The 25601-nt window shown below is 58.1% G+C and carries 18 protein-coding genes, 1 tRNA gene and 1 pseudogene; 12 read left to right on the top strand and 8 right to left on the bottom strand.

Annotated elements, in window-relative coordinates; genetic code table 11:
• Positions 1–2: 2 nt before the first annotated feature.
• The 3 genes from DAES_RS02005 to tnpA form a co-directional block, all read right to left on the bottom strand.
• Complete coding sequence (locus DAES_RS02005; RefSeq protein WP_157864783.1) at positions 3–467, bottom strand: hypothetical protein; 465 nt, start codon at positions 465–467, stop codon at positions 3–5.
• Between the two features lie 32 nt (positions 468–499).
• Positions 500–1489: a hypothetical protein gene (locus tag DAES_RS02000; RefSeq protein ID WP_013513364.1), complete on the bottom strand. Its 990-nt coding sequence runs from the start codon at positions 1487–1489 to the stop codon at positions 500–502.
• Positions 1490–3427: 1938 nt separating this feature from the next.
• Positions 3428–3550 carry an IS66 family insertion sequence element accessory protein TnpA gene (gene tnpA / locus DAES_RS18085; RefSeq protein WP_407635886.1) on the bottom strand — a complete coding sequence of 41 codons (123 nt, stop codon included), beginning with the start codon at positions 3548–3550 and terminating at the stop codon, positions 3428–3430.
• 1005 nt (positions 3551–4555) lie between these two features.
• Between tnpA and DAES_RS01990 the strand changes: the two genes are divergently transcribed.
• Positions 4556–9397 (top strand): DEAD/DEAH box helicase, encoded by a 4842-nt coding sequence (locus DAES_RS01990; protein ID WP_013513363.1) that lies wholly within the window; start codon positions 4556–4558, stop codon positions 9395–9397.
• Positions 9398–9534: 137 nt separating this feature from the next.
• Complete coding sequence (locus DAES_RS01985) at positions 9535–10650, top strand: hypothetical protein (protein WP_013513362.1); 1116 nt, start codon at positions 9535–9537, stop codon at positions 10648–10650.
• 117 nt (positions 10651–10767) lie between these two features.
• On the opposite strand, the pseudogene DAES_RS17765 reads toward DAES_RS01985, so the two are convergent.
• Positions 10768–10943, bottom strand: a pseudogene (locus tag DAES_RS17765) (IS481 family transposase); the annotation flags it as partial.
• Between the two features lie 96 nt (positions 10944–11039).
• Here DAES_RS17765 and DAES_RS17485 point away from each other — a divergent pair.
• Entirely contained in the window at positions 11040–11321 is a 282-nt protein-coding gene (locus DAES_RS17485) for a hypothetical protein (protein ID WP_157864782.1), read from the top strand.
• A gap of 28 nt (positions 11322–11349) precedes the next feature.
• Here the strand turns inward: DAES_RS17485 and DAES_RS01980 are convergent.
• Positions 11350–11425: transfer RNA gene (locus tag DAES_RS01980), tRNA-Thr, on the bottom strand.
• Positions 11426–11753: 328 nt separating this feature from the next.
• On the opposite strand from DAES_RS01980, the gene DAES_RS01975 reads away from it, so the two are divergent.
• The 8 genes from DAES_RS01975 (at position 11754) to DAES_RS01940 (ending at position 21263) form a co-directional block, all read left to right on the top strand.
• The gene (locus DAES_RS01975) at positions 11754–12053 is read left to right on the top strand and encodes a UxaA family hydrolase (RefSeq protein ID WP_013513361.1); all 300 of its coding nucleotides are present in this window, start codon (positions 11754–11756) and stop codon (positions 12051–12053) included.
• On the top strand, positions 12050–13249 hold the full coding sequence (locus DAES_RS01970) for a UxaA family hydrolase (protein WP_013513360.1): 1200 nt from the start codon (positions 12050–12052) through the stop codon (positions 13247–13249). The genes DAES_RS01975 and DAES_RS01970 overlap by 4 nt, the downstream gene beginning before the upstream one ends.
• 42 nt (positions 13250–13291) lie before the next feature.
• A complete protein-coding gene (locus DAES_RS01965; RefSeq protein ID WP_013513359.1) occupies positions 13292–14248 on the top strand; it encodes a Bug family tripartite tricarboxylate transporter substrate binding protein in 957 nt (318 codons plus the stop codon).
• Between the two features lie 108 nt (positions 14249–14356).
• On the top strand, positions 14357–14818 hold the full coding sequence (locus tag DAES_RS01960) for a tripartite tricarboxylate transporter TctB family protein (protein ID WP_013513358.1): 462 nt from the start codon (positions 14357–14359) through the stop codon (positions 14816–14818).
• Between the two features lie 9 nt (positions 14819–14827).
• Positions 14828–16351, top strand: coding sequence for a tripartite tricarboxylate transporter permease (locus DAES_RS01955; RefSeq protein ID WP_013513357.1), 1524 nt, complete (start codon positions 14828–14830; stop codon positions 16349–16351).
• Between the two features lie 45 nt (positions 16352–16396).
• Complete coding sequence (locus tag DAES_RS01950; RefSeq protein WP_013513356.1) at positions 16397–17725, top strand: nickel pincer cofactor-dependent isomerase, group 22; 1329 nt, start codon at positions 16397–16399, stop codon at positions 17723–17725.
• Between the two features lie 66 nt (positions 17726–17791).
• Positions 17792–19081, top strand: coding sequence for an MFS transporter (locus DAES_RS01945; protein ID WP_013513355.1), 1290 nt, complete (start codon positions 17792–17794; stop codon positions 19079–19081).
• Positions 19082–19382: 301 nt separating this feature from the next.
• Positions 19383–21263 carry a sigma-54-dependent Fis family transcriptional regulator gene (locus tag DAES_RS01940; protein WP_013513354.1) on the top strand — a complete coding sequence of 627 codons (1881 nt, stop codon included), beginning with the start codon at positions 19383–19385 and terminating at the stop codon, positions 21261–21263.
• A gap of 29 nt (positions 21264–21292) precedes the next feature.
• Here DAES_RS01940 and DAES_RS01935 read toward each other — a convergent pair whose 3' ends face one another.
• The 3 genes from DAES_RS01935 to DAES_RS01925 form a co-directional block, all read right to left on the bottom strand.
• A complete protein-coding gene (locus tag DAES_RS01935) occupies positions 21293–21931 on the bottom strand; it encodes a class I SAM-dependent methyltransferase (RefSeq protein WP_013513353.1) in 639 nt (212 codons plus the stop codon).
• Between the two features lie 95 nt (positions 21932–22026).
• Entirely contained in the window at positions 22027–23382 is a 1356-nt protein-coding gene (locus DAES_RS01930) for a trypsin-like peptidase domain-containing protein (protein ID WP_013513352.1), read from the bottom strand.
• A 1-nt stretch (position 23383) separates the two neighbouring features.
• Complete coding sequence (locus DAES_RS01925) at positions 23384–24235, bottom strand: zinc metalloprotease HtpX (RefSeq protein WP_013513351.1); 852 nt, start codon at positions 24233–24235, stop codon at positions 23384–23386.
• 230 nt (positions 24236–24465) lie between these two features.
• Between DAES_RS01925 and DAES_RS01920 the strand changes: the two genes are divergently transcribed.
• Positions 24466–25563, top strand: coding sequence for a metallophosphoesterase (locus tag DAES_RS01920; protein WP_013513350.1), 1098 nt, complete (start codon positions 24466–24468; stop codon positions 25561–25563).
• The last annotated feature ends 38 nt before the right edge of the window (positions 25564–25601 follow it).

The following is a 25601-nucleotide window of genomic DNA, read 5'->3' as shown; positions in this document are numbered from 1 at the left end:
AGCTACTCCTTCTTTTCCCACTCTACGAACTTTTCATGCAGGTAGCCGCATGACACCTTTAACTGATGATTCTCTTTCAAGTAGACCGCGATATCCCGAAAACTCAGACCATTCTCTCGTAGCTCAACGACAACTCCCCATTTTTTTGCCAATCGCTCCATGACCTGGCCGCGCTTCCGAGTTCTCAATTGGATTGCCTGGGCCTTTTCCGTCCGTCGTTTCCTCAACAACTGGATCTCGCTGTCGGCTAATACCTTTTTGCTGCGGTATCGCTTCTCCGCAAAAAATCCTTCTGACTTCAATACCAAGCAAAGTGCGGCGTACTCAAGCAAGGCCAAATCTTTATCCACCTGTTTGGCTTTGAGATCGCAGAAAAGCCGGAACCGGTTTGTCATCAGATTGACCCTAAACTCTTCGGTCTGCCGAGCATACCAGCGCAATGCGTCTTGCCGTTCCTGGACCGACATGCCTGTTATCCGATTTATTTTGGCCGTATCTCTCATCGCAAATAGGTCTCCGTTATATCAGCTCGATTGTGACTCATTTCTTGGCTCACCGCATATTTGGCCTGCTCATCGGAGTAACCTCGACGTACGGCTTGGTCATACCGCCCCTGGGCAAAACAATGCCGTAGAGAGTGAGTGCCACGGCCTTGATGGAACTGCCCAACAGCTTTTGCCGCCTCATTCACCGAATCGAGGTATTGCTTGTAATTGGATTCAAGTTTGCCGTGTTTCTCTATGTGACTCAGGATGGCATCCTTCGTCCGCAGCGTGCAAAAATGAAACGCGACTTTGCCGCCTTTTTCCTTCGTCCAGAAAGTAGCCACGTTTTGGCCTGAAATCGGATCTCGAACGACTCCTAGAGCCTTACCGCCACCCGGCTCATACCAATTGGCCATAGTGATGGGATTGTTGTTGCGCCCTTTTACGCCCTTAGAGGGGGCACCGACGCCTTCTGATCGGCAGCCAGCCTCTAATTGAATTTGCGCCTGAAGCCGGTGCACAGGGTCAAAAATGGCGTTAACGACGGCCTGAGGGTCTTTAAAGGCCCGATCCCGGTATGTGCTGGTAGAACGAGAAAGCACTTCTCCAGCCTGTCGTGAAATCTCTTTTCTCTGTTGGTTCCAATCATATTTAATCCGATCCGCTCGATGCAGCTCAAAATACCGGTTCAAACCCTGCTCAAGCTTCCCCAATGCTGAAAGCTCTGCCCGGAATGTCGTCAGAGCATTGCCTTGTGCCATGTGGTGTCGCAATCGCGCTTCGACATACTCCTTAATGTTTGCAGTCGTTAACCTTTCAATGTCTTTGATTCCATGATCCTTGCAGAACCCCTGCAAAGGTAACAGGCGCTGCCCTGTTATATGCCTCGTGTTCGTAGAATAGATTCCAACTTCACCGACTGCCTTGGCCTCATGGCGGCTCTCCCCAATTCTGGTGATTGTCTGAAGAGCATCGCCGCATTGACGAATTATACTTCCTCTCATTCTCTGTATCCCTCCGGCCCGCCCTGCGAGGGGCTGCGATTATTCTTAAGATAGAACAGTTTAGGAGTGCGGCTCCGTGGTCCTCTGTTTATTTGCAGGAGTCCAGGTGTCTCCTGTTTATATGAACCAGCTGCCCCTTCGGGACCGACCGGATAAGGAATTGGCTCAGACAAGCTGAGCCAGAGGTCGCTCACTTTTGTTCTGCGAACAAAAGTGAGCTTCGCTCTTAGAGCCGTGCGAGTTTTGCCCATGCACACCGCCCAACTAACCGGACAGGTTAGCGGACAGTGGACATGGAACACGCACGGTTGTGAGCACCCTGTATGTCCCCCTCCAGGACGGATGTTCTGATAGTAGGACGTTCCGCAGAACATCCCGAGATTTAATGGTGTGGGTTAATCGGCTGAATCGAGCACGGCATCGCGTCTTCAGACTCAGCTCTCTATTGGATGATGGCGTTCTCGCGGATGGTGTCTTCAAGCGCGTAGAATTCACTACGAAACGCTTTGTCCTTGAAGGCTTCTGCGAGGCTCAATGGCTCGTAACTGATGCGCCGAAGCTCATACCCAAACAAGCCAACGAAGCGATTTTAGATATGCTTTTTTATGTTGCTCTCCTCAATGATTGAGGGGAACGCACTCCCCCATACTTGGGGGCGATGCTCTCCCAGGTATGGGATTGTGTTGGACGCAAGAATACGTCCCAGAGTGCACGAGACAAAGGATCTCGTGCGCCAGAAAGGATCAAAAGAGCTAGAAGTCCGGACGCAATAGTCCAGCCCTCTCCGATAGTTTGGTTTGATAACGTTCATCCCCGACTGATGCCGGGTTTGGATGAGTGGAGGGTTCATCCGAACGCGTACAAGACTGTTGTCTTGCTCGAAAAAAGCGTAAAGGCCGTATACCTCGTCCGCTTCAAATTCCAACGGGACCATGCTCCTTACGGAGCCGCCCCCTCTAAAGGACCGCCTTGGCGTACCACCACGAGTTTCGTGTGAGGCTGGAAAACACTGGTTCTACTTATGCAGGTTAACGTTTTTCAACTGATGCAGCTATACGGGCCGCCCTACTTCGAAGCTTTTCACTTCCGTTTGGCAAGTTATTCGAATGGCAAATCAACAAGAACAGACCGTTCTCGAAAACCGCACATTCAAGGAGCTTACATAACCTTTTCTTCCCTCATCAGACTTCACTGAGTGGCCTGATAAGGCTGGCAGAAGAGCCAGAATCCTAAAGAGGATGTTTGATGCAATGAATATAGCTTGCAGCGAATATTTCGTCAACTCCAAATCGTACTCTTGAGTATGCCCATACTTTGCCTATTGCAGTAGGCAAAATTGAGGTTAATACAAAACATATCCAGGATGAGAGTGACACATCGAAAACACTTCAGATTCCCCCCCTCTCAAACAACAAAAAGACCCGGCGAATTCATCTGCCGGGCCTTTTTAGGTGTTTCTTTATGACGCAGTCTGTTTTTATGCCATGTTGCTTGAGGTCGGTTTCAGGCCTTTCCATCAACGCAGCCACTGCCTCTCGTGTATTGGGGCTTGCGGAGGTATTCAAACTCAATCTTTATGAAGATTATTGGATGGCTTTTTTCTTCTGCCGTAACGATCATACAGAAAGCCGCAAATAAACACGATGACAACCAGTCCGAGACCGAACCAAGATGTTGCTGCGTTAACTTTCATCGCCTCCCCCTTTGTCCTTGGAAGAAACCGGCAATCGTCGCGATCCTGTGCCCGCGCCAATGAGGCCAGCTATGAACGCTGCTGCGCTAATAATATTTAGTCATAATGTTATATACCAATACATTATAACATTCTCCACCTTCTTGCAAAGGAAGAGAGCTTTCCCACCTATTACCAATTGAGTTACGAGTAACAGCTCATTACCGAAGGGGTTGGTCGCTCTCATCCCTTCAGGGCGCCGTACTTCAGCCAGGGCTGCCGGCCTGCCTGCTGAACTCGGCTTGGCTCAACCCGCTCCTACTCCACCTGGCTACCTGCTCTTGCCAATATGACTCTTTCCTCGACCTTCGTCTGCGATTCGGCGGCATACCCGCACCCCCTTGATTGGAGGCTGAGCATGCAGGATTTCAAGCGATGGAGGTAGAAGGGGGTGATGTGACGGTTGCGCAACTTCTTCCAGACCCCGCCCTCCCCGGGGGAAGCAGGGGCGACATCCTTAGGATTATTCCGGCTAGCAGCTATATTTAGTTGCCCTAAAGCTCTTACAGCATCCTTCGGATCTGCTCCGCAGTTCGGTCGCGTGACTCGCGGTGACAAGCTCGCCACGAGTTCACGCTCGCGCCCTCAAGGTTGCCTTGCGCGGCTTTGCCGCGTTTCGCCCACAGGCTGCGCCGTGGGCAGTTTTCACATCGCGCCTTCGACGGTTCCTTTTCCATGTGCTTATGGCTCATTTAGGCCGCTTTGCGGCCGTCATGGAAGGGGGGGCGAATGCTGGGCGGCCATCCCACTTCCTGGAAGCTTAACTTTTCGAGTCCCTTACTTTTTCTTAGTTTCTTGGGAGGGATTAAGGGATTATGGGAAAAAGGGAGAGATGCTTCAACTATCAAATTTATATGAAGAAAGACACCGGAAGCGCGGGCGAAACCTTCCAAAGGGTGCGGGCGAAACCTCCCAAAAGACGCGGGCGAAACCTCCCAAAAGGCGCGGGTGAAACCTCCTGCTAAATATCCAAAACAACAAAGCGCGGGTGAAACCTCCCACTAAAGGACGGCCCAAAAGCCCATTTCGACAAAAGGCGCGGATGAAACCTCCCTCTAAAAAAGCGGCCAAAATCGAAATTCTAGCCGTCTTTACACCCGGACTTTTCAGGGCGCGGGTGAAACCTTCCGGTCAACTTTGCTGTTTTCAGAACGGGTCCGTTTTGCTTGCTTTTTAAGGCAATAAGTATTTACTCACGGTGAATGCTTTTTGCCTTTTTGTTCAAATACCGCATGGGTGATTTTATGGATTGATGCGGAATCAGCATTAATTATGGATACTAACCTCCGTTTCGTTTGAAGCAAAGCCGCTAGCATCATCTTCAGGAGCCTCCAATGACCGCCCTTCAAAATATCCTCGACGCCTACCGCAACGCCGCTGTCTCTGAGCGCGAAAAAGGTACCTACTTTGAAGAACTGACTATCTGCTATCTCAGGAATGAGGCCACCTACAAAGACCTGTACAGCGATGTATGGAGGTATGCGGAATGGGCCGAGCTTCAAGGGCTGGCGAAGCGGGACACCGGCATTGATCTTGTGGCGAAGACGCGAGGCACGGACGAATTCCACGCTATCCAGTGTAAGCTCTATGGCGAGGACCACACGATTCAAAAGAGTGACATAGACAGCTTTTTCACGGCCTCGGGCAAGAAGTATTTCACAAACCGCATCATCGTCTGCACCACGAACAAGTGGAGCAAGCCCGCCGAAGACTCCCTCAGCGACCAATTCCCTCCGGTCAACAAAATCGACCTGCACGACCTTGAAAACAGTCAAATCGACTGGGCGCAATACCAACCCAAGGCCGAGCCGGTCTTGAAGCCGAAAAAGGTCTTACGCCCCCACCAGCAGGACGCATACACTGCCGTTGAAAAGGGATTGAAAACGGCAGACCGTGGCAAGCTCATTATGGCCTGTGGAACCGGCAAGACTTTGACCAGCCTGAAGATTGCCGAAGGACTGGCAGGCAAGGGGAAGCGTGTTCTGTTCATGGTGCCGAGCCTTGCCCTGCTTTCCCAGACCCTCACGGAATGGACGCAAGAGAGCGCAACGCCCTTGCATAGCTTTGCCGTGTGTTCCGATAGCGACGTGGGCAAGAAACGCCAAACGGACGATGACAGCGTACAGGTCTTCACCCACGAATTGCGCTACCCGGCCACCACGCAACCGGACAAGCTGGCAAAGGAAATGGTGAAACGCCACGACAGCCAGCACATGAGCGTGGTCTTTTCCACCTATCACTCCATCGATGTTCTCAGCCAAGCCCAATACGACCACGACTTGCCCCAATTCGACCTGATTATTTGCGACGAAGCGCATAGGACCACGGGCGCGACATTTGCCGGGGATGATGAGAGCAACTTTGTCAAGGTCCATGAGAACCGCTTCATCCAGGCCGCGAAGCGCATTTACATGACCGCGACCCCGCGCATTTACGGGGACACGGCAAAAGCCACTGCCGAGCGCGATGACATTGTGCTTTGCTCCATGGACGATGAAGAGCGGTACGGCAAAGACCTGTACGTCATCAACTTTTCCGAAGCCGTCAAACGTGGCCTGTTGTGCGATTACAAGGTGCTGGTGCTGTCCGTTGACGAAGGCCATGTCAGCCGCCGTATTCAAGACCTGCTAAAATCCGGCGACAATCAACTCAAGGTTGACGATGCCGCCAAGATCATTGGTTGCTGGAAGGCTCTTTCAAAGCAGGACGTGACCACTGATCTTGTGGACGATACCAACCCCATGAAACGGGCCGTTGCCTTTTGCCAGGTCATTGAGATTGCGAGGAACGCGCGCAAACACAAGGTCAGCTCTAAAAACATAGCGGCCATGTTTGAAGAGGTTGTCCAGGAATACCAAAAGACCGAACAGGACGAACTTGCTTCCACGCTCATTTGCAAGGCCGAGCATGTAGACGGCTCCATGAACGCCAGCGCGAAGGAAGAGAAACTCGACTGGCTCCGGGCCGAGGTGCCGGAAAACACCTGCCGTATCCTGAGCAACGTCCGTTGTCTTTCCGAGGGCGTGGACGTTCCTGCGCTGGATGCCGTCCTGTTTCTCACTCCCCGCAATTCTCAGGTTGACGTGGTTCAGTCCGTGGGCCGGGTCATGCGAAACGCTCCGGGCAAAAAGCGCGGCTATGTCATTCTCCCCGTGGTTATCCCGGCAGGCAAGGAACCCCATGAAGCCCTGAATGACAACGTGACCTACAAGGTCGTCTGGCAGGTGTTGCAGGCCCTGCGTTCGCATGACGACCGCTTTGACGCCATGGTGAACAAAACCGAGTTCGTCGGCCCTGACATCAGCAAAATCGAAGTCATTTCCATAACCGACAAGATCAATGCCAAGACAGCCGCAAAGAAAACCCACACCGGCAAGGGCGAATACGGCATAGGTGAGGCCGAAACGCCCCGGCGCGACCCGATAGCGAAACAGCTTACCTTTGAGATTGGCGACTTTGAACGCGCCATTTATGCCAAGCTGGTGCAGAAATGCGGCAACCGCCACCACTGGGAAGACTGGGCCAATGACATTGCCAAGATAGCCCAGACTCATATCAGCCGGATTCATGCGATCCTTGACAATGAAGGCAACCAGCAGGAGCGCAAGGCGTTTGCCGAGTTTGCCGACGAATTGCGGGACGATCTCAATGACTCCATTACGGACGAAGAAATCATTGAAATGCTGGCCCAGCACCTTGTGACCAAGCCCGTATTTGAAGCCTTGTTCGAGGGCTACAGCTTTGCCCAGCAAAACCCGATCTCGCAGGCAATGCAAAAGGTGTTGGACACCTTGGAAGGGCATCATTTGCACAAGGAAGCCGATACGCTGGAAAAGTTCTATGACAGCGTGAAGCTGCGGGCCGAAGGCATCGACAACGCCGAAGGCAAACAGAAAATCGTGGTTGAACTCTATGACAAGTTCTTCCGCAACGCCTTTCCGAGAATGACCGAACGCCTGGGCATCGTGTACACGCCCGTCGAGGTGGTGGATTTCATCATCCATAGCGTCAATGACGTGCTGAAAAGCGAATTCGGCCAGACGCTGGGCAGCGAGGGGGTTCATATCATCGACCCCTTCACCGGCACCGGCACGTTTATCACCCGTCTCCTGCAAAGTGGCCTGATTTCGCCGGAACAGCTCCCCCACAAGTACAAGCATGAGATTCACGCCAATGAAATTGTTTTGCTGGCCTACTACATCGCCGCAATCAATATCGAGGCGGTCTACCACACCCTCATGGGCGGCAAGGGGAAGTATGAACCGTTCGAGGGTATTTGCCTGACTGACACCTTCCAAATGTATGAAAGGAAGGACATGATTAGCGAGTTGTTAGAAGACAACAGCGAGCGAAGGATGCGACAGAAAAAATTGGATATTCGAGTGATTATAGGCAATCCGCCGTATTCTTCTGGGCAGAAGAGCGATAACGATGACGCCGCAAACGTAAAATACGCTGGGTTAGATGAAGAAATACAAAACACATATGTAAAAGCGTCTACTGGAAATCCGAGAAGTTTATACGACAGCTATATCAGAGCATTTCGATGGGCCTCTAGTCGTATAAAAGACAGTGGAATCATCGGCTTCGTGTCTAATGCTGGCTTTCTGAACGGAAAAGCAGCGGATGGAATGCGGAAGTGCTTAGTTAGTGAATTTTCAAGTACTTATGTGTTTAACTTGCGAGGAAATCAGCGGACCTCTGGAGAGCAATCAAGGAAAGAAGGTGGCAAGATATTTGGGAGCGGAAGTCGCTCCCCCATTGCCATCACTTTGCTGATCAAGAATCCAAATGCTGAAAAGCAAGGGCAGATTAACTATTGCGATGTAGGAGAATATTTAAGCCGTGAAGAAAAGCTTGATATAGTGTCCAACTACACAAGTATCAACGGCATTGCCACGGCAAATGATTGGAATATTATTATTCCAAACAAACATGCTGATTGGCTTGATCAACGTGATGCAACCTTCGATGCTTTTATACCTGTTGGTGACAAGAAGAACAAATCTTCAGCAACGCTGTTTTCAGTATATTCTTCAGGTGTTAAAACTAATCGTGACAGCTGGGCTTATAATGCTTCTTGCAACCAGCTTGAAAGCAATATTCAGAGTATGATTTCTTTCTACAATCAATGCATTGAATACACGGAACACCGAAGCATGAACGACCCGACTAAAATCGGATGGTCATGGATTTTGCGCGGACGCCATAAAAAAGGCATTAAGTGCGATTATGTTCCAGAGCATGTGCAGCGATCAATGTATCGCCCTTTTGGCAAGTGTTGGCATTATTATGATGGCTTCTACAATGAAAATCGCTACATGATGCCAAGCATCTTTCCAGAGTCGTCAGTAGATAATAAAGCAATCATGCTCAAACAGAGATGGACTGGGAATGGTCAGTTTGCCTTATTGGTTGACAGGGTTGTGGATGTCCAAACCGATGGAGGAGTCCAGTGCTTTCCGCTCTATTATTATGAAGAGGAAAAGCCCGCCAAAAATCAAAAACAAGCCAGCCTCTTTGATGAACCCAAGCCCAAAGAAGCCAAGCGAACCAAACGCGATGCCATAACCGACGAAGGCCTTGCGCACTTCCACGCGGCCTACCCCGGCGAAGCCATCAGCAAGGAAGATATCTTTTATTACGTGTACGGCCTGCTCCATTCCCCGGATTACCGGGAGCGGTTCAAGGACAACCTGAGCAAAGAGCTGCCCCGTATCCCATGCGTGAAAACCGCTGCCGATTTCTGGGCCTTCAGCAAAGCGGGCCGGGACTTGGCAGACCTGCATTTGAATTATGAAACCGTGGATATGTACCCCGTCACCGTGGATACGGGCGGCAAGGAACTGGCCGCCGAACAATACCGCGTGGTCAAGATGAAATACGGCAAGGGCAAGGACAAAACCACGCTCATCTACAACGCCCATATCACCCTGAAAGGCATCCCGCTGGAAGCCTATGACTACGTAGTGAACGGCAAACCCGCCCTCGACTGGATAGTGGAACGCCAATGCGTCAAGACCGACAAGGCAAGCGGCATCGTCAACGATGCAAACGACTGGGCCATTGAAACCATGAACAACCCGCGCTACCCGCTGGAACTCTTCATGCGCGTGATAACCGTAAGCCTGGAGACAATGAAGATCGTGAACGGATTGCCGGAGTTGGATATTTAGGTACGTTTGGGTTGTAGTTGCCTTATAAACTCGTTGGGAGTTGACAGTATTGGAGAACATATTATGCCAATTGCAAGGTTGGTCAAAGAAATACATCAAAATTTCAGCACGTTGTAATTAGCATTGATGGAGGCAGTATGGATATTAAAATTGAATTAGTTGAGCGAGAGAAGGAGCTAACTAATGAATTGCAAGCCCTGCGCCCTGAAGCGTTAAGCGTGTATGCCAGACTTTATGATAAAAAAGAAGATGTTGGCTCTTTTCACGGGACTATAGGCGGTAAAAACAATACTTATGTTGACAGTGTTAACAATCAGTTTCTTGATCCAAAAGAGTTCATTACCCGTTGGATATCAGGAGTGCTTGATAAGGCTCGAGAAGAGGAAGCGAAACAGCGGCAAAAGTATGCTGGAAGGGTTTATAAGACAACTTCAAGCCACAAAATTCTTGGGCTGTTGCAAAACGAAGTAACGCAGCACTATATTACTACATTTCTAACGAGAAATTTTTATCGCAACTTTTTAGCCAGAACTCGCGAGAAGCCCGCAGAGACTCTGTGGCAGTTATGGTTTGGTGGCGGCGACTTGGTGTGGGGTTTAATAATTTCGCCTGTATATCGTGATAGCACATGGACGAATGATAAAAGTGAGATGCGAAGGGCTGGTTATTCATATTGGACAGTAAGACATGTTCTGGAAACAGGGTTAATTGATCCAGGCTCCGCTAAACCACTGTCATTTAATGATCTTGAACAACTGCTTGAATTTTATCGAAGTGTTTTGAAAAGGGTCTCAAATTCAGCCTACGAAAGACAAGTGGCTGATTTTTATTGTAATTATATCGAACAATCTAGTGCTCCTCTTGATGAGCCTTTTTTGATTCCTGAATTAAGGTACGCAGGTAAAGACAGGGAGCATCAGTACCGGTTAGATTACACCATCCTCAATCCATATACGATGGAAATGATCGGGTTTGAAATTAGCCCTGCCTCAACTCACGCTTCAATTAAGAAAAAAGGTGACAAGACTCTTATAGAAATGAACGAGGAGCTATCAAAGCAGTGGGCTAAAGAGGTGAAGAAAAGAAATGACTATTTTGAAACTTTTGGGATCACGACAGTCACATTTGCAGATGATCAGTTGAAAGACATGGGTGATTGTTATTCAAAAATTGAGGAATATCTTTCTAAACGCCCAGAAAAAAGAAAATATCTTGATGAAGTGATGGTTGAGGTTGAGAACTTCCAGCTTTAGCGGCGCTAGCGGGCAATTATGTGTACAGAGATAATATTCACCTGACACCGCCGCCCCTGGCGAGGTGAGTCACGCTGCTGCTTTGGTTTCCGATTCCTTGTCTTGTACGATGCCGTCCTAGATGACCTTGTACGGCGTCCGTCCCCGCATCCCTCTGTAGGCGTCCAGATCCGTCTGTCTTTCGTCTGTAAAGTCCCGGCCCTTGATCCTGAAATGATCGTTGAGCAACGTCCGGTGCAGGGTTCCACAAAGTCGTTGCTCTGCGGCTTGCGAACCGTGGTCGTGCGTTGCTCGTGAACCATGGACCGCCGTGCCGCAGCACTGGAGGGAGCGAGGCGGTGGGTCGTAAAATCCCTCATAGTTGAGAACCAAGGGTGAACTATGAATCGGTGGTCAAATCCCTCATAGTTGAAAAAACCCACAACTATGAATACGCATTCAACCGATCAATATTAAAAGAAAATCCCAACTATGAATTTGTGGTCAAGTCTCTCATAGTTGAGAATGCCAAGAAGGCTCCGAGCTATGAAGCCGTGGTCAAATCCCTCATAGTTGGAATAATCCCCCCTGCCCATTCCTCTGCACAGGCTTTTAAAAAATTCACAAACCTTCATCGGGAAAAGTTGTACACGAGTTGTACAAAAAACTCAGTTGAACAAAAAAGAGGTTAGGCGCATCGGCCTAACCTCTTGATTTCCTTGGAGCCAGAACGGGGAATTGAACCCCGGACCTACTGATTACGAATCAGTTGCTCTACCATCTGAGCTATTCTGGCGAAATGGGAAGGAATAATTAAGCCAGGGGGTGCGGCGAGGTCAAGGGAAAACAGGGCAAGGGGAGGCGGAACAGGCGTCGGTGCAGGCGGACTGGTGGCGACGATGGGGCCGAAGGACCGGCGGGGCAGAAATGGACCTTTCTGCAACGCCGGTTTCATTTTGCATTGCAGAATGAAATAAACCCGGGCTTGCGGCATGGGGCTGGATGGCTGTGTACTTGAAAATTCTGAAAATTAAATAATGGATTTCTGGGTGTTGGACAGACAGATTTGCTTTGGCAAGGGTCTTGCTACCAGGAGGAGCAACACTGACATCTCGGAGGATGCAATGAAATCGTTAATCGTCATGAGTGCGGAAGACAACGTCGGCAACGCCATCGAGGACATCGTGGGCGGCGACGAGGTCTCCTACACGGTGGGCGGAAAGGTGCACACCTTTACCGCCGTGGATGAGATTCCGTTCGGCTTCAAGGCCGCGGTCAAGGATATCCCGGCCAGCGGGGACATCATCAAGTACAAGGAAGTGGTCGGCCAGGCCGGGCGCGACATCCGTGCCGGCGAGTGCGTCCACATCCACAACGTCGAGGGCAAGCGAGGCCGCGGCGACATCATGGGAGAAAAGGCATGAAGTTTTTAGGCTACGTCAGGCCGGACGGCTCCACCGGCATCCGCAACGACACCCTGATCATGGCCAACGGACGCGGCGCCGCCACCCTGGCGGCCATGGTGGCCAAGCTCGTGCGCGGGACCAGGTGCTTTGTGCAGCCCAACGAGAATGGCCGCGACGGCGAGGACCGCAAGACCATCGCCCGGACCCTTGTCGGGCTGGCCAAGAATGCCAACGTCGGCGCGGTGCTCATTGTGGGCAACAAGCAGAACGGCGGATATCCAGAGTTTTCCTACGACGCCATCGTGGGCGAGATCGCCAAGTGCGGCAAGCCCATGGACACCGTGTTCATGGATTCCTGCGGCGGCTTTCAGCAGGCTCTGGGCCTGGCCGTGCGCAAGGCGCGCATGCTGGTCCAGAAGGCCAGCGAGTGCGTGCGCACCGAGGTGGGCCTGGGGGCACTGAACATGGCCGTCAAGTGCGGCTATTCCGACGCCACCTCGGGCATGTCGGGCAACCCGGTGGTGGGCCACCTCTTTGACCAGTTGGTGGACGCGGGCGGCACCGCCCTCTTTGCCGAGACCACCGAGGTCATCGGTGCCGAGCACATCGTGGCCAAGCGGTTCACCGATGCGGTCGAGCGCGGCAAGTTCCTGGCCGCCGTGGAGCGGGTCGAGGAAGAGGCGCGCTCAACGGGCGAGGACATCCGCACCATCAACCCCATCCCGGCCAACATCCAGGCAGGGCTGACCACCCTTGAGGAAAAATCCCTGGGCGCCATCGCCAAATCCGGCACGCGGCCCATCCAGGGATGCGTCCAGTACGCCGAGATCCCTGCCGGGCGCGGCCTCTACTACATGGATTCGTGGATGTCCTCCACCGCACTCTTCCTCGGCTTTGCCGCGGCAGGATCGGTGCTGAATATCTTCCAGGTGGGCGGCGGCTGGTTTACGGATGACACCATGATGCCTACGGTCAACACGGGGCTGGTAACTCCCACCCTGTACATGACCGGAAATCCGCGCACATGGGAAAAGGCCCATCGCGAGATGGACTTCAACTCGGGCACGGTCATCAGCGAGCGCGAGCCCATTGCCCAGGCCGGGGAGCGGCTTGTGGCCGAGGTGCTCGGCTTTGCGACCGGCCGCCTGACCAAGGGCGAGACGCTTGACGTGAACGACAATGTGGAAGTGTATCTCCGGGGGCCGGGCCTCTAGGAGACTGCGACACATCCTGAAACACGGAAAAGGAGATAGGTTATGCGCAAAGGGTTAATGCTCATCATTCTGGCGCTGCTGTGCGCGACTGTGGTTCCGGCCTTCGCCGCCGGGTATCCCGAAAAGGCCATCCAGGTCGTGGTCCCTTGGAAACCGGGCGGAGGCAGCGACATCTCGGCCCGCATCATCGGCGACCACATGAAGAACCTGCTGCCCCAGCCGCTGGTGGTCTCCAACATCGACGGCGCAGCCGGCCTCAACGGCGCACTCCAGGTCTACAAGGCCCGCCCGGATGGCTACACCGTTCTCTGGGAACACCCCGGCAACCTGGCCGTGGCCCCCATGGTCACCAAGGCCCGCTTCTCGTGGCAGGACTTCGAGCCGGTCGCCATCACGGCCATGGGCGACACCGCCCTCATCGTGCCCGGAGACAGCCCCTTCAAGACCGCTGCCGAGGCCTTTGACGCCATCAAGGCCAATCCCGGCAAATACCGCTGGACCTTGGCGCTCAACGCCGTGTCCCACTTCACCTTCCTGAACATCAGCCACGCCGTGGGCGGCCTCAAGCCCATGTTCATCCCGGCCAGCGGCGACAAGGGCCGCATCGTCAGCCTGCTCGGCAAAAATAGCGACATCACCACCGTGGGCTATGCCTCGGTCGTGCCCTACCTGGAGTCCGGCGACCTGCGCATCCTGGCCATGGCCAACAGCCAGCGCTCGCCCTTTGCGCCCAACGTGCCCACCCTCAAGGAGCAGGGCGTGGACGCCTCCTATGACTTCCTCTACTCCGTGTTCGCGCCCAAGGGCACGCCCAAGGAGTCCATTGCCATCCTGACCGACGCCTTCAAGAAGGCTCTGACCGACCCGACCACCATCGAGGCGCTGCGCCAGCAGAACCTGATCCCCTTCTACAAGAACCCCGAGGAAATGCGCGCCCTGTGGCAGGCCGAGGCCGACCTCTACAAAAAGCTGGCCCTGGAAAACGGACTGATCAAGTAGCCTCTCCAACCTCCTCCAACGGGACCGGCCATGCCCAGGAGGCCGGTCCCAGCGGGGATGTCCGGAAGAGAGCGCACCAACACGCGGATACGGTTGAGGAGTGGTTTTATGCGAATCAAGACTGGCGACTTCTTCATGGCGCTGGGCCTGCTGGCCCTGAGCGCGGCCCTCTACCACCAGAGCGGCGAAATCGACACCACCATGATCTATGCCCTTGGCCCGGTGTTTTTCCCGGAATTGCTCATCGGCATCCTGGCGGTCCTTTCCCTGGTCCTGCTCTGGCAGAGCGTGGACATCAAAGGCAACAAGGGATGGTGCGCCTCGGCGCGCACAGGCTCGGCCCATGCCACGATCCTGCGCTGGTCCCTGGTCGGGCTGGTGACCCTCTATCTCGTCGCGCTGCCCCTGGCCGGATACCTGCTCGCGACCATTCCCTTCCTCTTTGCGGGCATGTGCCTGCTTGGCCCGCTGAAGCCAAAGAATCTGGCGATATACGGCGTCACCTCGCTGTTCGTCACCTTCGGGCTCCAGTTCATTTTCGGCACCCTGCTCAAACTTTTCCTGCCCTAGGGAGGAGCCATGTTCGATTTCACCCACCTGTTAACGGTCGTGTCGCCGTTCAACATCATGCTCATGGTCCTGGGCGTGTTCGGCGGCCTCATCGTCGGCTCCATGCCAGGGCTGACCAGCACCATGGCCGTGGCCCTGCTGGTGCCCATCACCTTTGGCATGGATGTCAACCAGGGGCTGGTCATGCTCGTGGCCGTATACATCGGCTCCATCTCCGGCGGCCTTGTCTCGGCGGCCCTGCTCAACATTCCGGGCACGCCCTCGTCGGTGGCCACCACCTTCGACGCCTACCCCATGGCCAAGCGGGGCGAGGCTGGCAAGGCCTTAAGCTACGGCGTGTTCGCCTCCTTCCTGGGCGGGCTGATCTCCTTCTTCGCCCTGGCCCTGCTCGCGCCGCTGCTCGGTGCCTTTGCCCTGCGCTTTGGCCCCTATGAATACTTCGCCCTGGCCGTCTTCACCTTGAGCTGCATCATCTCCATCTCGGACAAATCCCTGACCAAGGGGCTCGCATCCGCCACGGTGGGCATGCTCATGGCCATGGTGGGCCTGAGCGAGACCGACAGCGTCTCCCGACTGACCTTCGGCATTCCCGAACTCCAATCGGGCCTCTCCCTGATGCCCGTGCTCATCGGCATGTACGCCATCTCGCAGATCCTCAAGGACGTTGATGAGATCAAGAAGCCGTTCAAGCTCGTCAACGTCAATTTCACGGCCCGCGAGTTCTTCTCTGTGGCGCGGACCTTCACCCGCTCCATCCGGAATGTTGTCCGCTCCTCGCTCATCGGCGTGGGCATAGGCATCCTGCCCGGCGTCGGCCCGGGGCTGGCCAACATCGTGGCCTACACCCAGGCCAAGGCCGCGGACCCCGACCCGGACAGCTTCGGCAAGGGCAACCCCGAAGGTATCATAGCCTCCGAGACAGCCAACAACGCGTCCACCGGCGGGGCCATGATCCCGCTCCTGACCTTGGGCATTCCCGGCGACGCCACCACCATGATGATGCTCGGCGCGTTCATGATCCACGGCATCCAGCCCGGCCCGCTGCTCATGCGTGACCACGGCGACCTCGTCCTGGTCATCCTGGGGGCTTACTTCATCAGCAACATCCTCATGATGCTGCTCCAGGTGTACTTCATCCGGGTGCTCATCCGCGCCCTGACCATCCCTCGCTACGTGCTCTACCCGGTCATCCTCGGCCTGTGCGTCATCGGCAGCTACGCCCTGAACAGCAGCATGACCGATGTCTGGGTCTTCATGTCCACCGGCATCCTCGGCTACCTCTTCACCAAACGCGGATACCCTCTGCTGCCGCTGGTGCTGGGCCTGATCCTCGGCCGCATGGCCGAGAACGAACTGCGCGTCAGCATCGTCATGGGCGGCGGCAACCTCTCCGGCTATCTTGGCCGCCCCATCGCCCTGTGCTTCCTGGCCGCCGCGGCCTTGTCCGTGGTCTACTCCCTCTACTCCAAGCACCGGGCAAAGAAGCGCCTGGCCTGCATCCCGGTGGACGAGAGCGCCCCAGAAACCATCTGAGTCGGATACAATCTGCGACGGAAACCACGCAAGGCGGACCAGACAATGGCATCCAAATACCAGACCCCGAGCTTCCCCGTGCTGGACATCCCCGGCCTGGGCGACCAGCCCATCCCCCCCTTTGTCGGGGTGACCGTCAGGCAGCCGGAACTTCCGGCCCTGACAGACCTTGAAGCCGCTCTTGACCGCGCCATGGACCGCCATGCGGGCTCTGGCGAATCCCTGGCCGCCCTCCACGAGGGGGCCAGGGTCGCCGTGGCCGTGGGCAGCCGGGGCATAGCCCAACTGGCCGACGTGGTGGGCGGCGTCATCCGCCGCCTCAAGGCCATGGGGCTCGTCCCCTTTATCGTCCCGTCCATGGGCAGCCACGGCGGGGGGACTGCGGAAGGACAGATCCAGGTGCTGGCCAAGCTCGGCGTGACCGCCGAGGCCATGGGCGCGCCCGTGCTCTCAAGCATGGAGACCATCAACCTCGGCGAGGTGGAGCCGCGCGTCGAGGCGCACATCGACCGCAACGCCTTTGAGGCGGACGGCATCGTGGTGGTGGCCCGGGTCAAGGCCCACACCAACTTCGAGGCCGACATCGAGAGCGGCCTGTGCAAAATGGTCTCGGTGGGCCTTGGCAAGGCCATGGGCGCGAGAAACGTCCATGTCTATGGCCGCCAGGGGCTGGTCGAGCTCATGCCGCGCATCGCGGCCAGATGCCTTGAGGGCGCGCGCTTCGTCCTGGGCGTGGCCCTGGTGGAGAACAGCCACCACGAGCTGGCCGTGGTCTCGGGCGTGCGGCCCGACGACTTCTTCGAGGCCGACCGGCGGCTGCTGACCCTCTACAAGGTCCATGCCCCGTCCATCCCCTTCGAGCGGCTCGACACCCTGGTGGTGGAGCGGCTGGGCAAGGACATCTCGGGCACGGGCATGGACATCAAGACCATCGGGCGCGAGGGGTTCAGGGGCGATCCTCTGCGGCCACCGCACATCAACAGCATCGTGGCCCTGCGCGTGACCGAGGCCTCGTCGGGCAACGGCATCGGTGTGGGCAACGCGGACTTCATCCCCCTTGAGACCGCGCAGAACCTCGACCTCATGTCCATGTACTTCAACGCCCTGACCTCGGCCTGCATGACGCGGGTACGCATCCCGCCCGTGCTCCCCACCGAAAAACTGTCCATCCAGGCGGGCCTGCGCGTGTGCTGGCAGCCGGAGATGGACCGAGCGCGCTGCTGCATCATCCAGTCCACCTCGGCCCTGGACCGGATGCTGGTCACCCGGCCCCTGCTCGACGAACTGCGGGAGCGCAGCGCGCTGCTCGAAATCTGGCGTCCGGAAGCCCCCCTGGCCTTCTCGGACCAGGGCGTTCTCCAAAGCGGGCTGTAGCCGGTCTCCTGGCCCGACCACACAAACACCCCGGCGCGGCGCGCGCCGGGTCACAAGGAACCATCCATGCCCCGTGACAGACGCACCCGCCAGGGGTTGCTCATCTTCCTCCTGCTCTGCCTGGCCTATCTCTTTGTCCCGTTCCACCGGGTCAGCCCGGCCATCATGGCTGTGGACATCATGGCCGACATGCACCTTGGCGCGCCCGCCATGGGCGTGCTGGCCTCCACCTTCTTCTTCATCTTCGGGGCCATGCAACTGCCAAGCGGCCTGCTGGCCGACTCGTTCGGCCCCCGGCGCACCTTGCCGCTCTTCTTTGGCCTGGCCGGGCTGGGCGCTATCCTCTTCGGCCTGTCCGGCTCGGTGGCCGGCCTGCTGGCCGGTCGCGCCCTGATGGGATTCGGCCTGTCCGTGGTCTTCATCTGCGGCATCAAACTCATCAGTCGCTGGTTCCCGCCCGAGGCCTTTGCCCGCATGAGCGGCATCTACCTCGGCATGGGCGGCGTGGGCCTGATCCTCGGCTCTGGCCCCATGGCCGTGCTCTGCTCCCTGGTGGGCTGGCGCACGGCCCTGATCCTCTGCGGCGGCGTGGGACTGGCCGTGGCCGTGGCCCTGTGGCTGTGGGTGCGCGATACCCCGGAGCAGGCAGGCCTGGCCGCCCCCTATCCGGGCCACGAACCCGCCCCGGAGGGGATGAGCGCGGCAGCGCTGTGGGCCTCGGTGCGCCGCATCTGCGCCAGCCGAGACTTCTGGTTCATCGCCGTCTGGTTCTTCTGCCAGTTCAGCCTGCACATGAGCTTTGGCGGCCTGTGGGGCGGCCCGTTCCTGATGGATGTCCACCACATGACCAAGTCCGAGACGGGCGGGGTGCTGATCATGATGGGAATAGGCATGCTGGCGGGCGGACCGCTGGCGGGCTGGCTGTCCGACTCGGTCTTCAGGGCGCGCAAGCCCGTGATGCTGCTCAACGCCCTGGGCATGGTCGGCCTGTTCGCCCTGCTCGCCCTGGCGGGAGACACCCTACCCGGCTGGTCGATGTATGTCTGGTTCTTCTGCCTGGCCGCCTTTGGCATGGGCTCCCTGTCCGTGGGCTTTGCCTCGGTGCGCGATCTCTTCGGGGTCGAGGCCACGGGCACGGGCGGCGGCCTGCTCAACACCCTGCCCTCGTTCGGCGTGGCACTCTTCCAGCCGGTCACGGGCTGGATTCTTGAAATCCATGGCCGAAACCCTGACGGCGGATTCACATTCCAGGGATATTCCATGTCCTGCGTCCTCTATATCGGCGTGGCCCTGATCGGCGTGTTCGGCGCACTGCTGGCACGCGAACCCATGGCCCGACCCGATGGCGGGCGATGACCCCAACCCATGCAAACGGCAAGAGAAGCGCCCGTTCGCACGATGGAGACACCTGGGCGGCCCCCCTGCTCCTTGCCGCCACAAGACAACACCGGCTCCTGACCGCACGCAACCACACACCCACCCCCCTGGGCGCTTCTCCCAACCTCGGGGAGCCGACGGACAGTCCGTCGGCTCTCCGCTCATTTCCCCGCTGCCGCCCTCAGCCAAAGGACTGGACACTTCCGGGCGACGGGGGCTACTTTTCCAGACAGGGAAGGCGCCCCGCGAACCCGTGAGAGCCAAGCGCAACGGAGAGACCATGACCTGCGACATCGGCGTCATCGCCCCGGACCTGAAGCTGATGGAGATGTTCCAGCAGCTACGCAAGGAGACTGCCCTTGAATTCGAGCTGCGCAAAGGCCTCTTCGAGGAGGCCGTCAACGAGGCACGGGATCTGGTGGCCCGCGGCGCCCAGATCCTCATCAGCCGGGGCGAGACCACCCTGCGCATCCGCTCGGCTGTTTCCGTCCCAGTGGTGGACATCCCCATCACGGTGCACGACATCATCCCCCTCATCGACCAGGCCCGCGCCCACAGCGACCACATTGCGGTCATCGGCTTTGGCGAAATCGTCAACGCGGCCCGGGTGGCCGCGCCCATCCTCTCGGTCGAACTGAGCCTCTTTCAACTCCATTCGGCCAAGGAAATCCCCATGGTGGTGGACGAGATATGCCGACAGGGGTTCACCGTGGTCGTGGGCAATCCCTACTCCGTGTCGCTGGCCGAATCCTTCGGCATCAAGGGGTTCCCCCTGCGCACGCCAAAATCCGTGCTGCTGACGACCCTGGACGAGGCCGCCAAGCTGGTGGACATGGCCCGGCGAGAGAACGAGTGGCAACTCAGGCAGCAGGTCTTCATAGACTCCACCGGCGAGGGCGTACTGGTGCTGGACGACCAGGGACGGCTGTTGCAGTCCAACCAGCTGGTCCACCTGGATCCGGCTGTGGAGAGCGAGTTGTTCGTGGCCGACGGCGCGACGCGGCGGCTCAAGCCCGGCGAGCTGCTCGACGCCCTGCGGCGCAGCGAGCAGTGGTGCGGGGTGATCCACACCCACAACGCCGGCAGCGAGTATCTGTGCCGGTCCCATCCCGTGGCCCGGGGCGGCGTGAATTTCGGGGCCGTGGTCCTGCTTGAACCCGCCCGGCACCAGGACAGGCAACAGCGGCGCAGCATCTCGGAAAAAGGGCTGGTGGCCCAGCACCATTTCGAGGACATCGTTCACGGAGGCGAGGCCATGCGCGCGCTCATAGCCAGGGCGCGGCAATACGCGGCAGTCGACTCCACCGTGTTGATCATGGGCGAATGCGGCACGGGCAAGGAGCTCATCGCCCAGAGCCTGCACAACGCCAGCCGCCGCAGGCAGGGGCCGTTCGTGGCCGTGAACTGCTCGGCCCTGCCCGAAAACCTCATCGAGAGCGAGCTGTTCGGCCATGAGGAGGGCGCCTTTACCGGGGCCACCAAGGGCGGCCGGAAGGGCCTTTTCGAGATGGCCAACACGGGCACCATCTTTCTGGACGAGATCGGCGAGATGCCCATGCCCATGCAGGTCAAGCTCCTGCGCGTGCTCGAAGAGCGGCAGGTCATGCGCCTGGGCAGCGAGAGGCTGACCCCGGTAGACGTGCGCGTCATCTGCGCCACCAACCGCAACCTACCCAAGATGGCCGAAGACGGGCTATTTCGTCAGGATCTCTATTTCCGCATCAATGTCCTGCGCCTGACTCTGCCGCCGCTGCGCGAGCGGGGCCGCTGCCTCGACGCCCTGATCCGCCACTACAGCCGCGAGATAGGCTACCGCCTAGGCGGGCCGCCGCCGGAGCTGAACCCGGACGGACTTGAGGCCATGCACGGCTATGCCTACCCCGGCAACGTGCGCGAGATGAAATCCATTCTGGAGCGGATCATGGTGGAGTGCCGGGGCAGGGAAGTGACCGGGACGGACATCCGCAACAACCTGGAGCACCCGGTTGTATGCATCCCGCCCATGGAACGCTCGCCCGGGTCGCACTCGCCCCTCCAGGAGGAGACGATGCGCCTGATCCGGCGCACCCTCGACGAATGCGGCGGCAACCGGGCCGAGACCGCCCGGCGGCTCGGCATCAGCACCACCACCCTGTGGCGCCGCCTGCGCGATCGGGACTAGCCGACACCCCCGTCCCCCCAACCCGCAGGTCAGGCGGGCAGGAGCATGAGGGCGCAGAACCCCTGGGAGATATGGCCGTGCATGGTCTCGAAGACCGTCTCCTCGAAGAGCAGGGGCTCGAAGTCAAAGAACAGGGCCTCCATGTGGCTGCGGTCGTGGTGGCGCATGACCCCGCCGTCGTCCACGTCAAACACGCCGTACACGCCGTACTTCTCCTGGCCGCTCATGTAGCGGTCGAGGTTGCGCCTGTCGCGGTTGAGCAGGAAGTCGTTGACATAGAGCAGCCCGCCGGGTCTGAGCACCCGCTTGAGTTCCAGCAGGGCTTCGACCTGCGCACGGGTCTCGATGATGCAGGTGAACACGCCGAGCATCAGGGCCGCGTCAAAGGCGTTGTCTGCGAAGGGGAGCGGCCCGCCCGGATAGGCGAGGAGGTTGAGGCCGGGATTCTCGGCCCGGCCACGCTCAATGAGCGTGTCGGAAAAATCGATGCCCGTCAGGTCGGCGTAGCCCTCCCCGGCCAGCTCGGCCAGGGTCCGTCCGTAGCCGCAGCCAAAGTCGAGCACGCGCGCGTCCCTGGCCACATGTTCCTTGAAAACGTCCATCCTGAACGGCGTGGTGAAGGTCTTGCGCCCTCCCCGCTCCGTCCAGTATCTTCGGTGGTCCTGCATATCCCTCCTCCGGGTGTAGCGTTCCCCAGTTCCTGCTCTCCGAGCCGCCCTCGCAGGTGGCTGAACAGCCTGCGAAAATAGCTATTTACAGCCGACTAAAGAGTCAGCCGGACGTAGTACAGACCGCGACCGCGCTGGACGCGCATGAGCACGGTCTTTTGCATCCTGTTGCGCAAAAAGGCGTTGAGCAGGTCGATGCCCGAGGCCAGCCGCCGGCTGCCGATCTGGTGGATGACATCGCCGGGCTGCAACCCCAGCTGCGCCGCCGCGCTGCCGGGCCGGACCACGGTCACCTCGGCCCCGCCGCCCTGGCGGTCGGCCAGCTCGAATCCCCAGCGCGTGCGCACCAGCTCCAGGGCCTTGGCCTTGTCCAGTGGTTGGGGCTTGAAGGTCAGCTCGCGCCGCGCGCCGTCACGCTGGACGGCCAGGACCACTGTCTCGCTGCGGGTGATGCCAAAGAGCCGGGTCAGGTAGTCGTCCTTGCCCGCCACCTCGCGGCCATTGAAGGCCAGGATGATGTCGCCCGGCCTGATGCCCGCCGTGTCCGCCGGGGTTCCGGCGTGGACCTCGGCCACGAGCATGCCCTTGAGATTCTTGAGCTTGAAATAGCGCGCCGTGGCCTGATCCACATCCTGGCCAAAGATACCGAGCCAGATGGGGGCCACGTGGCCCGTATCAAGCAGCTCGCGGACCACGAACTTGGCCTTGTTCACTGGGATGGCAAAGCCGATGCCCTCAGCCCCGGCCCGGATGGCGGTGGTGATGCCGATGAGCTGGCCGTGAATGTTGAGCAGCGGCCCGCCCGAGTTGCCGGGGTTGATGGCCGCGTCGGTCTGGATGAAGCTGCCAAACGCGCCTTGCTCGGTGGCCATGGGCCGGTTCAGGGCCGAGACCACGCCCGTGGTCACGGTGTGGGAGTAGCCGAACGGGTTGCCGATGGCGATGACGGTCTCGCCGATGAAGATGTCGTCGGAATCGCCCATGACCACCTGTGGCAGCCCGGCTCCGTCGCGCAGCGCAAGCACGGCCAGATCAAAATCCGGGTCCGAGCCCACGAGGTCGGCCAGGAACTCGCGCCCGTCGAGCAGGCGCACGGTGATCTCGCCGCCGCTGGCAATGACATGGGCGTTGGTCAGCACCAGCCTCCTGGGCCCGTCGATGATCACGCCGGAGCCGAGGCTCTGCGACTCGCGGGGTTGTTGCCCGTAGAACTCGTTGAAGAAGCGGTCAAGAAAGGGATCGCCAAAGGGCGAGCGCGCCCCGACCTGGGCCTGCCGGACCACGGTGATGTTGACCACCGACGGGCTGGTGGCCTGCACGGCCCTGACCACCGGGGTGCGCCGCTCGTCGAGACCGTCGGGTGCCTGAGCAGGCGACTGGCCCGCAGCCGGGGCAGCGGCCAGACAGGCGAGCAGGGCCGCAAAGAGGAAACAGCTGGCGAAACGGCCCATGCTAGCGCCCTTGCCCGACCATGGCCCGCAGCCGGGCGATGCGCTCTGCCGTGGGCGGATGGGTGGAAAAGAGCGAGGACGCGCCCCGCCCCCTGAAAGGACTGACGATGAACATGTTCTCGGTGGCCGGGTTGCCCTCAAGGGGGATGGTCCCTGCTGCGGCGTCGAGCTTGCCCAGCGCCCCGGCCAGGTGCAGGGGATTGCCGCACAGCCGCGCCCCGGTGTCGTCGGCCAGATACTCGCGCGAGCGCGAGATGGCCATCTGGATCAGGCCTGCGGCCACGGGCGCGAGAAAGGCCATGGCCAGGGCCGCGATGGGGTTGCCGCGTTCCTCGTTGTCGCGCCCAATGCCGAAAATGGCTGTCCACTGGAGCATGGTGGCGATGAAGACAATGGCCCCGGCCAGGACTGCGGCAATGGTCTGGATGAGGATGTCGCGGTTGGCGATGTGGCCCAGCTCGTGACCGAGCACGCCCTTGAGCTCGTCGGGGTTGAGGATGCGCACGATGCCGCGCGTCACGGCCACCACGGCGTTGTCCGGGTTGCGGCCCGTGGCAAAGGCGTTGGGCGCGTCCTGGGGGATGAGCACGATGCGCGGCTTGGGGATGCCCGCCCTGGCGGCCATCTCCTCGACCACGGCGTGGATGTGGGGCGCGTCGCCCCGTGAGAGATCGCGCGCCTTGTACATCTTCAGGACGATCTTGTCCGAGTACCAGTAGCTGGCCACATTCATGACCATGGCCAGGCCAAAGGCGAGCACCAGACCTCCCCGGCCCCCCATGAGGCCGCCGAGAATCATGAGCAGGCCCGTCAACAGGCCCAGAAGCAGTACGGTCTTGATCTGGCTTGTCATGCTGAATACTCCTCCGGGATAAACATGCTCCCCTGAAATAGGCACTGGGCGGACCGCGTCAAGACGGGGAACGCCGGACACCCTCTCAATATTGGTTCATCCGGCTCAAGAGTACTTTTGGCAAAATGAAAGGACATTCATGAGTCGAAGTACGCTTTAGCTGGATGATCATAAAAATTTAGAAACAACTAGGCGGTGGCATTATTCCCTTACTGTGGTAATCAGGTCACATGTTCGGAACTATCCTTCTGACTGCGGCTGCCCTAATGGTTGGGTACATCTTCTGGCGCATGGGGGGCCTCCCCCTGTTCGACCGCATTTCCTGGCCGATACGCTTGGGCCTCTGTGTCCTGTCCTGGGTCTCCGTCTGGTTGGGCAGAGCGTTTTGTCATGGCCGCGATGAACAATGGGCTTCGGTCATTGAACTTGCTGGAATGAACCTGTTAGTCGTCATTTTTCTCACGTTCGTCCTGCTGCTGTTCGTAGACATCATCACCGGATTCGGTTTTTTCATGCCACGCATGACACCCAAGCTGCGGGGGGCGGCGTTCTTGGCCGGACTGCTCCTGTCGGGATTGGCCATGGTGCAAGGGCTACGTTCGCCTGTAATCACGGAGTACGAGGTAGCCCTGCCCGAATTACCGCTCGACATCGACGGTATGGTCATTGCCGGACTGTCGGACCTTCATATCGGCTCCCAACAGGACACGGACTGGCTCAAAGCTCGCATAGAGCAAACCATGTCCATGCAGCCGGACATGATCGTGCTGCTCGGGGACATCTTCGAGGGACACAGCCTAAACTATGACGGATTGCTGCCCGTGCTACGCACCCTTCGCGCACCGTTTGGTGTCTTTGCGGTTCAGGGCAACCACGAGCAATATGGCCGTGAGGGGAATCCCATGCAGCTCATGGCTGATGCCGGATTCAATGTGCTGCTCAACAAGTGGGAGTCCCCGGCATCGGGGCTGATCATAGCCGGAGTGGAGGATCTAACCATCCACTCACGCATGGCAGCAACCGCAGACCCCATAACCGAAACATTGTCAGACCGTCCTGCCGGGTCCACCGTTCTGCTGTCGCACACCCCACTACGCACCGCAGAGGCGGCTGCACAAGGCGTCGGACTGATGCTAAGCGGCCATACCCACGCAGGGCAAGTTTGGCCTTTCGGTTATCTGGTGCGGCTGCGCTACCCACTGCTGGAAGGACGTCACGAGGTCGACTCGATGACAGTCATCATCTGCCGGGGAACCGGCATTTGGGGGCCGCGCATGCGTCTGTGGAGGCCAAGCGAAATCCTGCGGGTCACCTTACGGTCGAAATAACATCACCAAAAGATAAGCAAAAAAACTCTCGCCCTTTA

Origin of the sequence: Pseudodesulfovibrio aespoeensis Aspo-2 (assembly GCF_000176915.2) — a bacterium.
Classification (GTDB): domain Bacteria; phylum Desulfobacterota; class Desulfovibrionia; order Desulfovibrionales; family Desulfovibrionaceae; genus Pseudodesulfovibrio; species Pseudodesulfovibrio aespoeensis.
The sequence above is the reverse complement of the archived record's forward strand: the minus strand, read 5'-3'. Positions and strand labels throughout refer to the sequence as shown.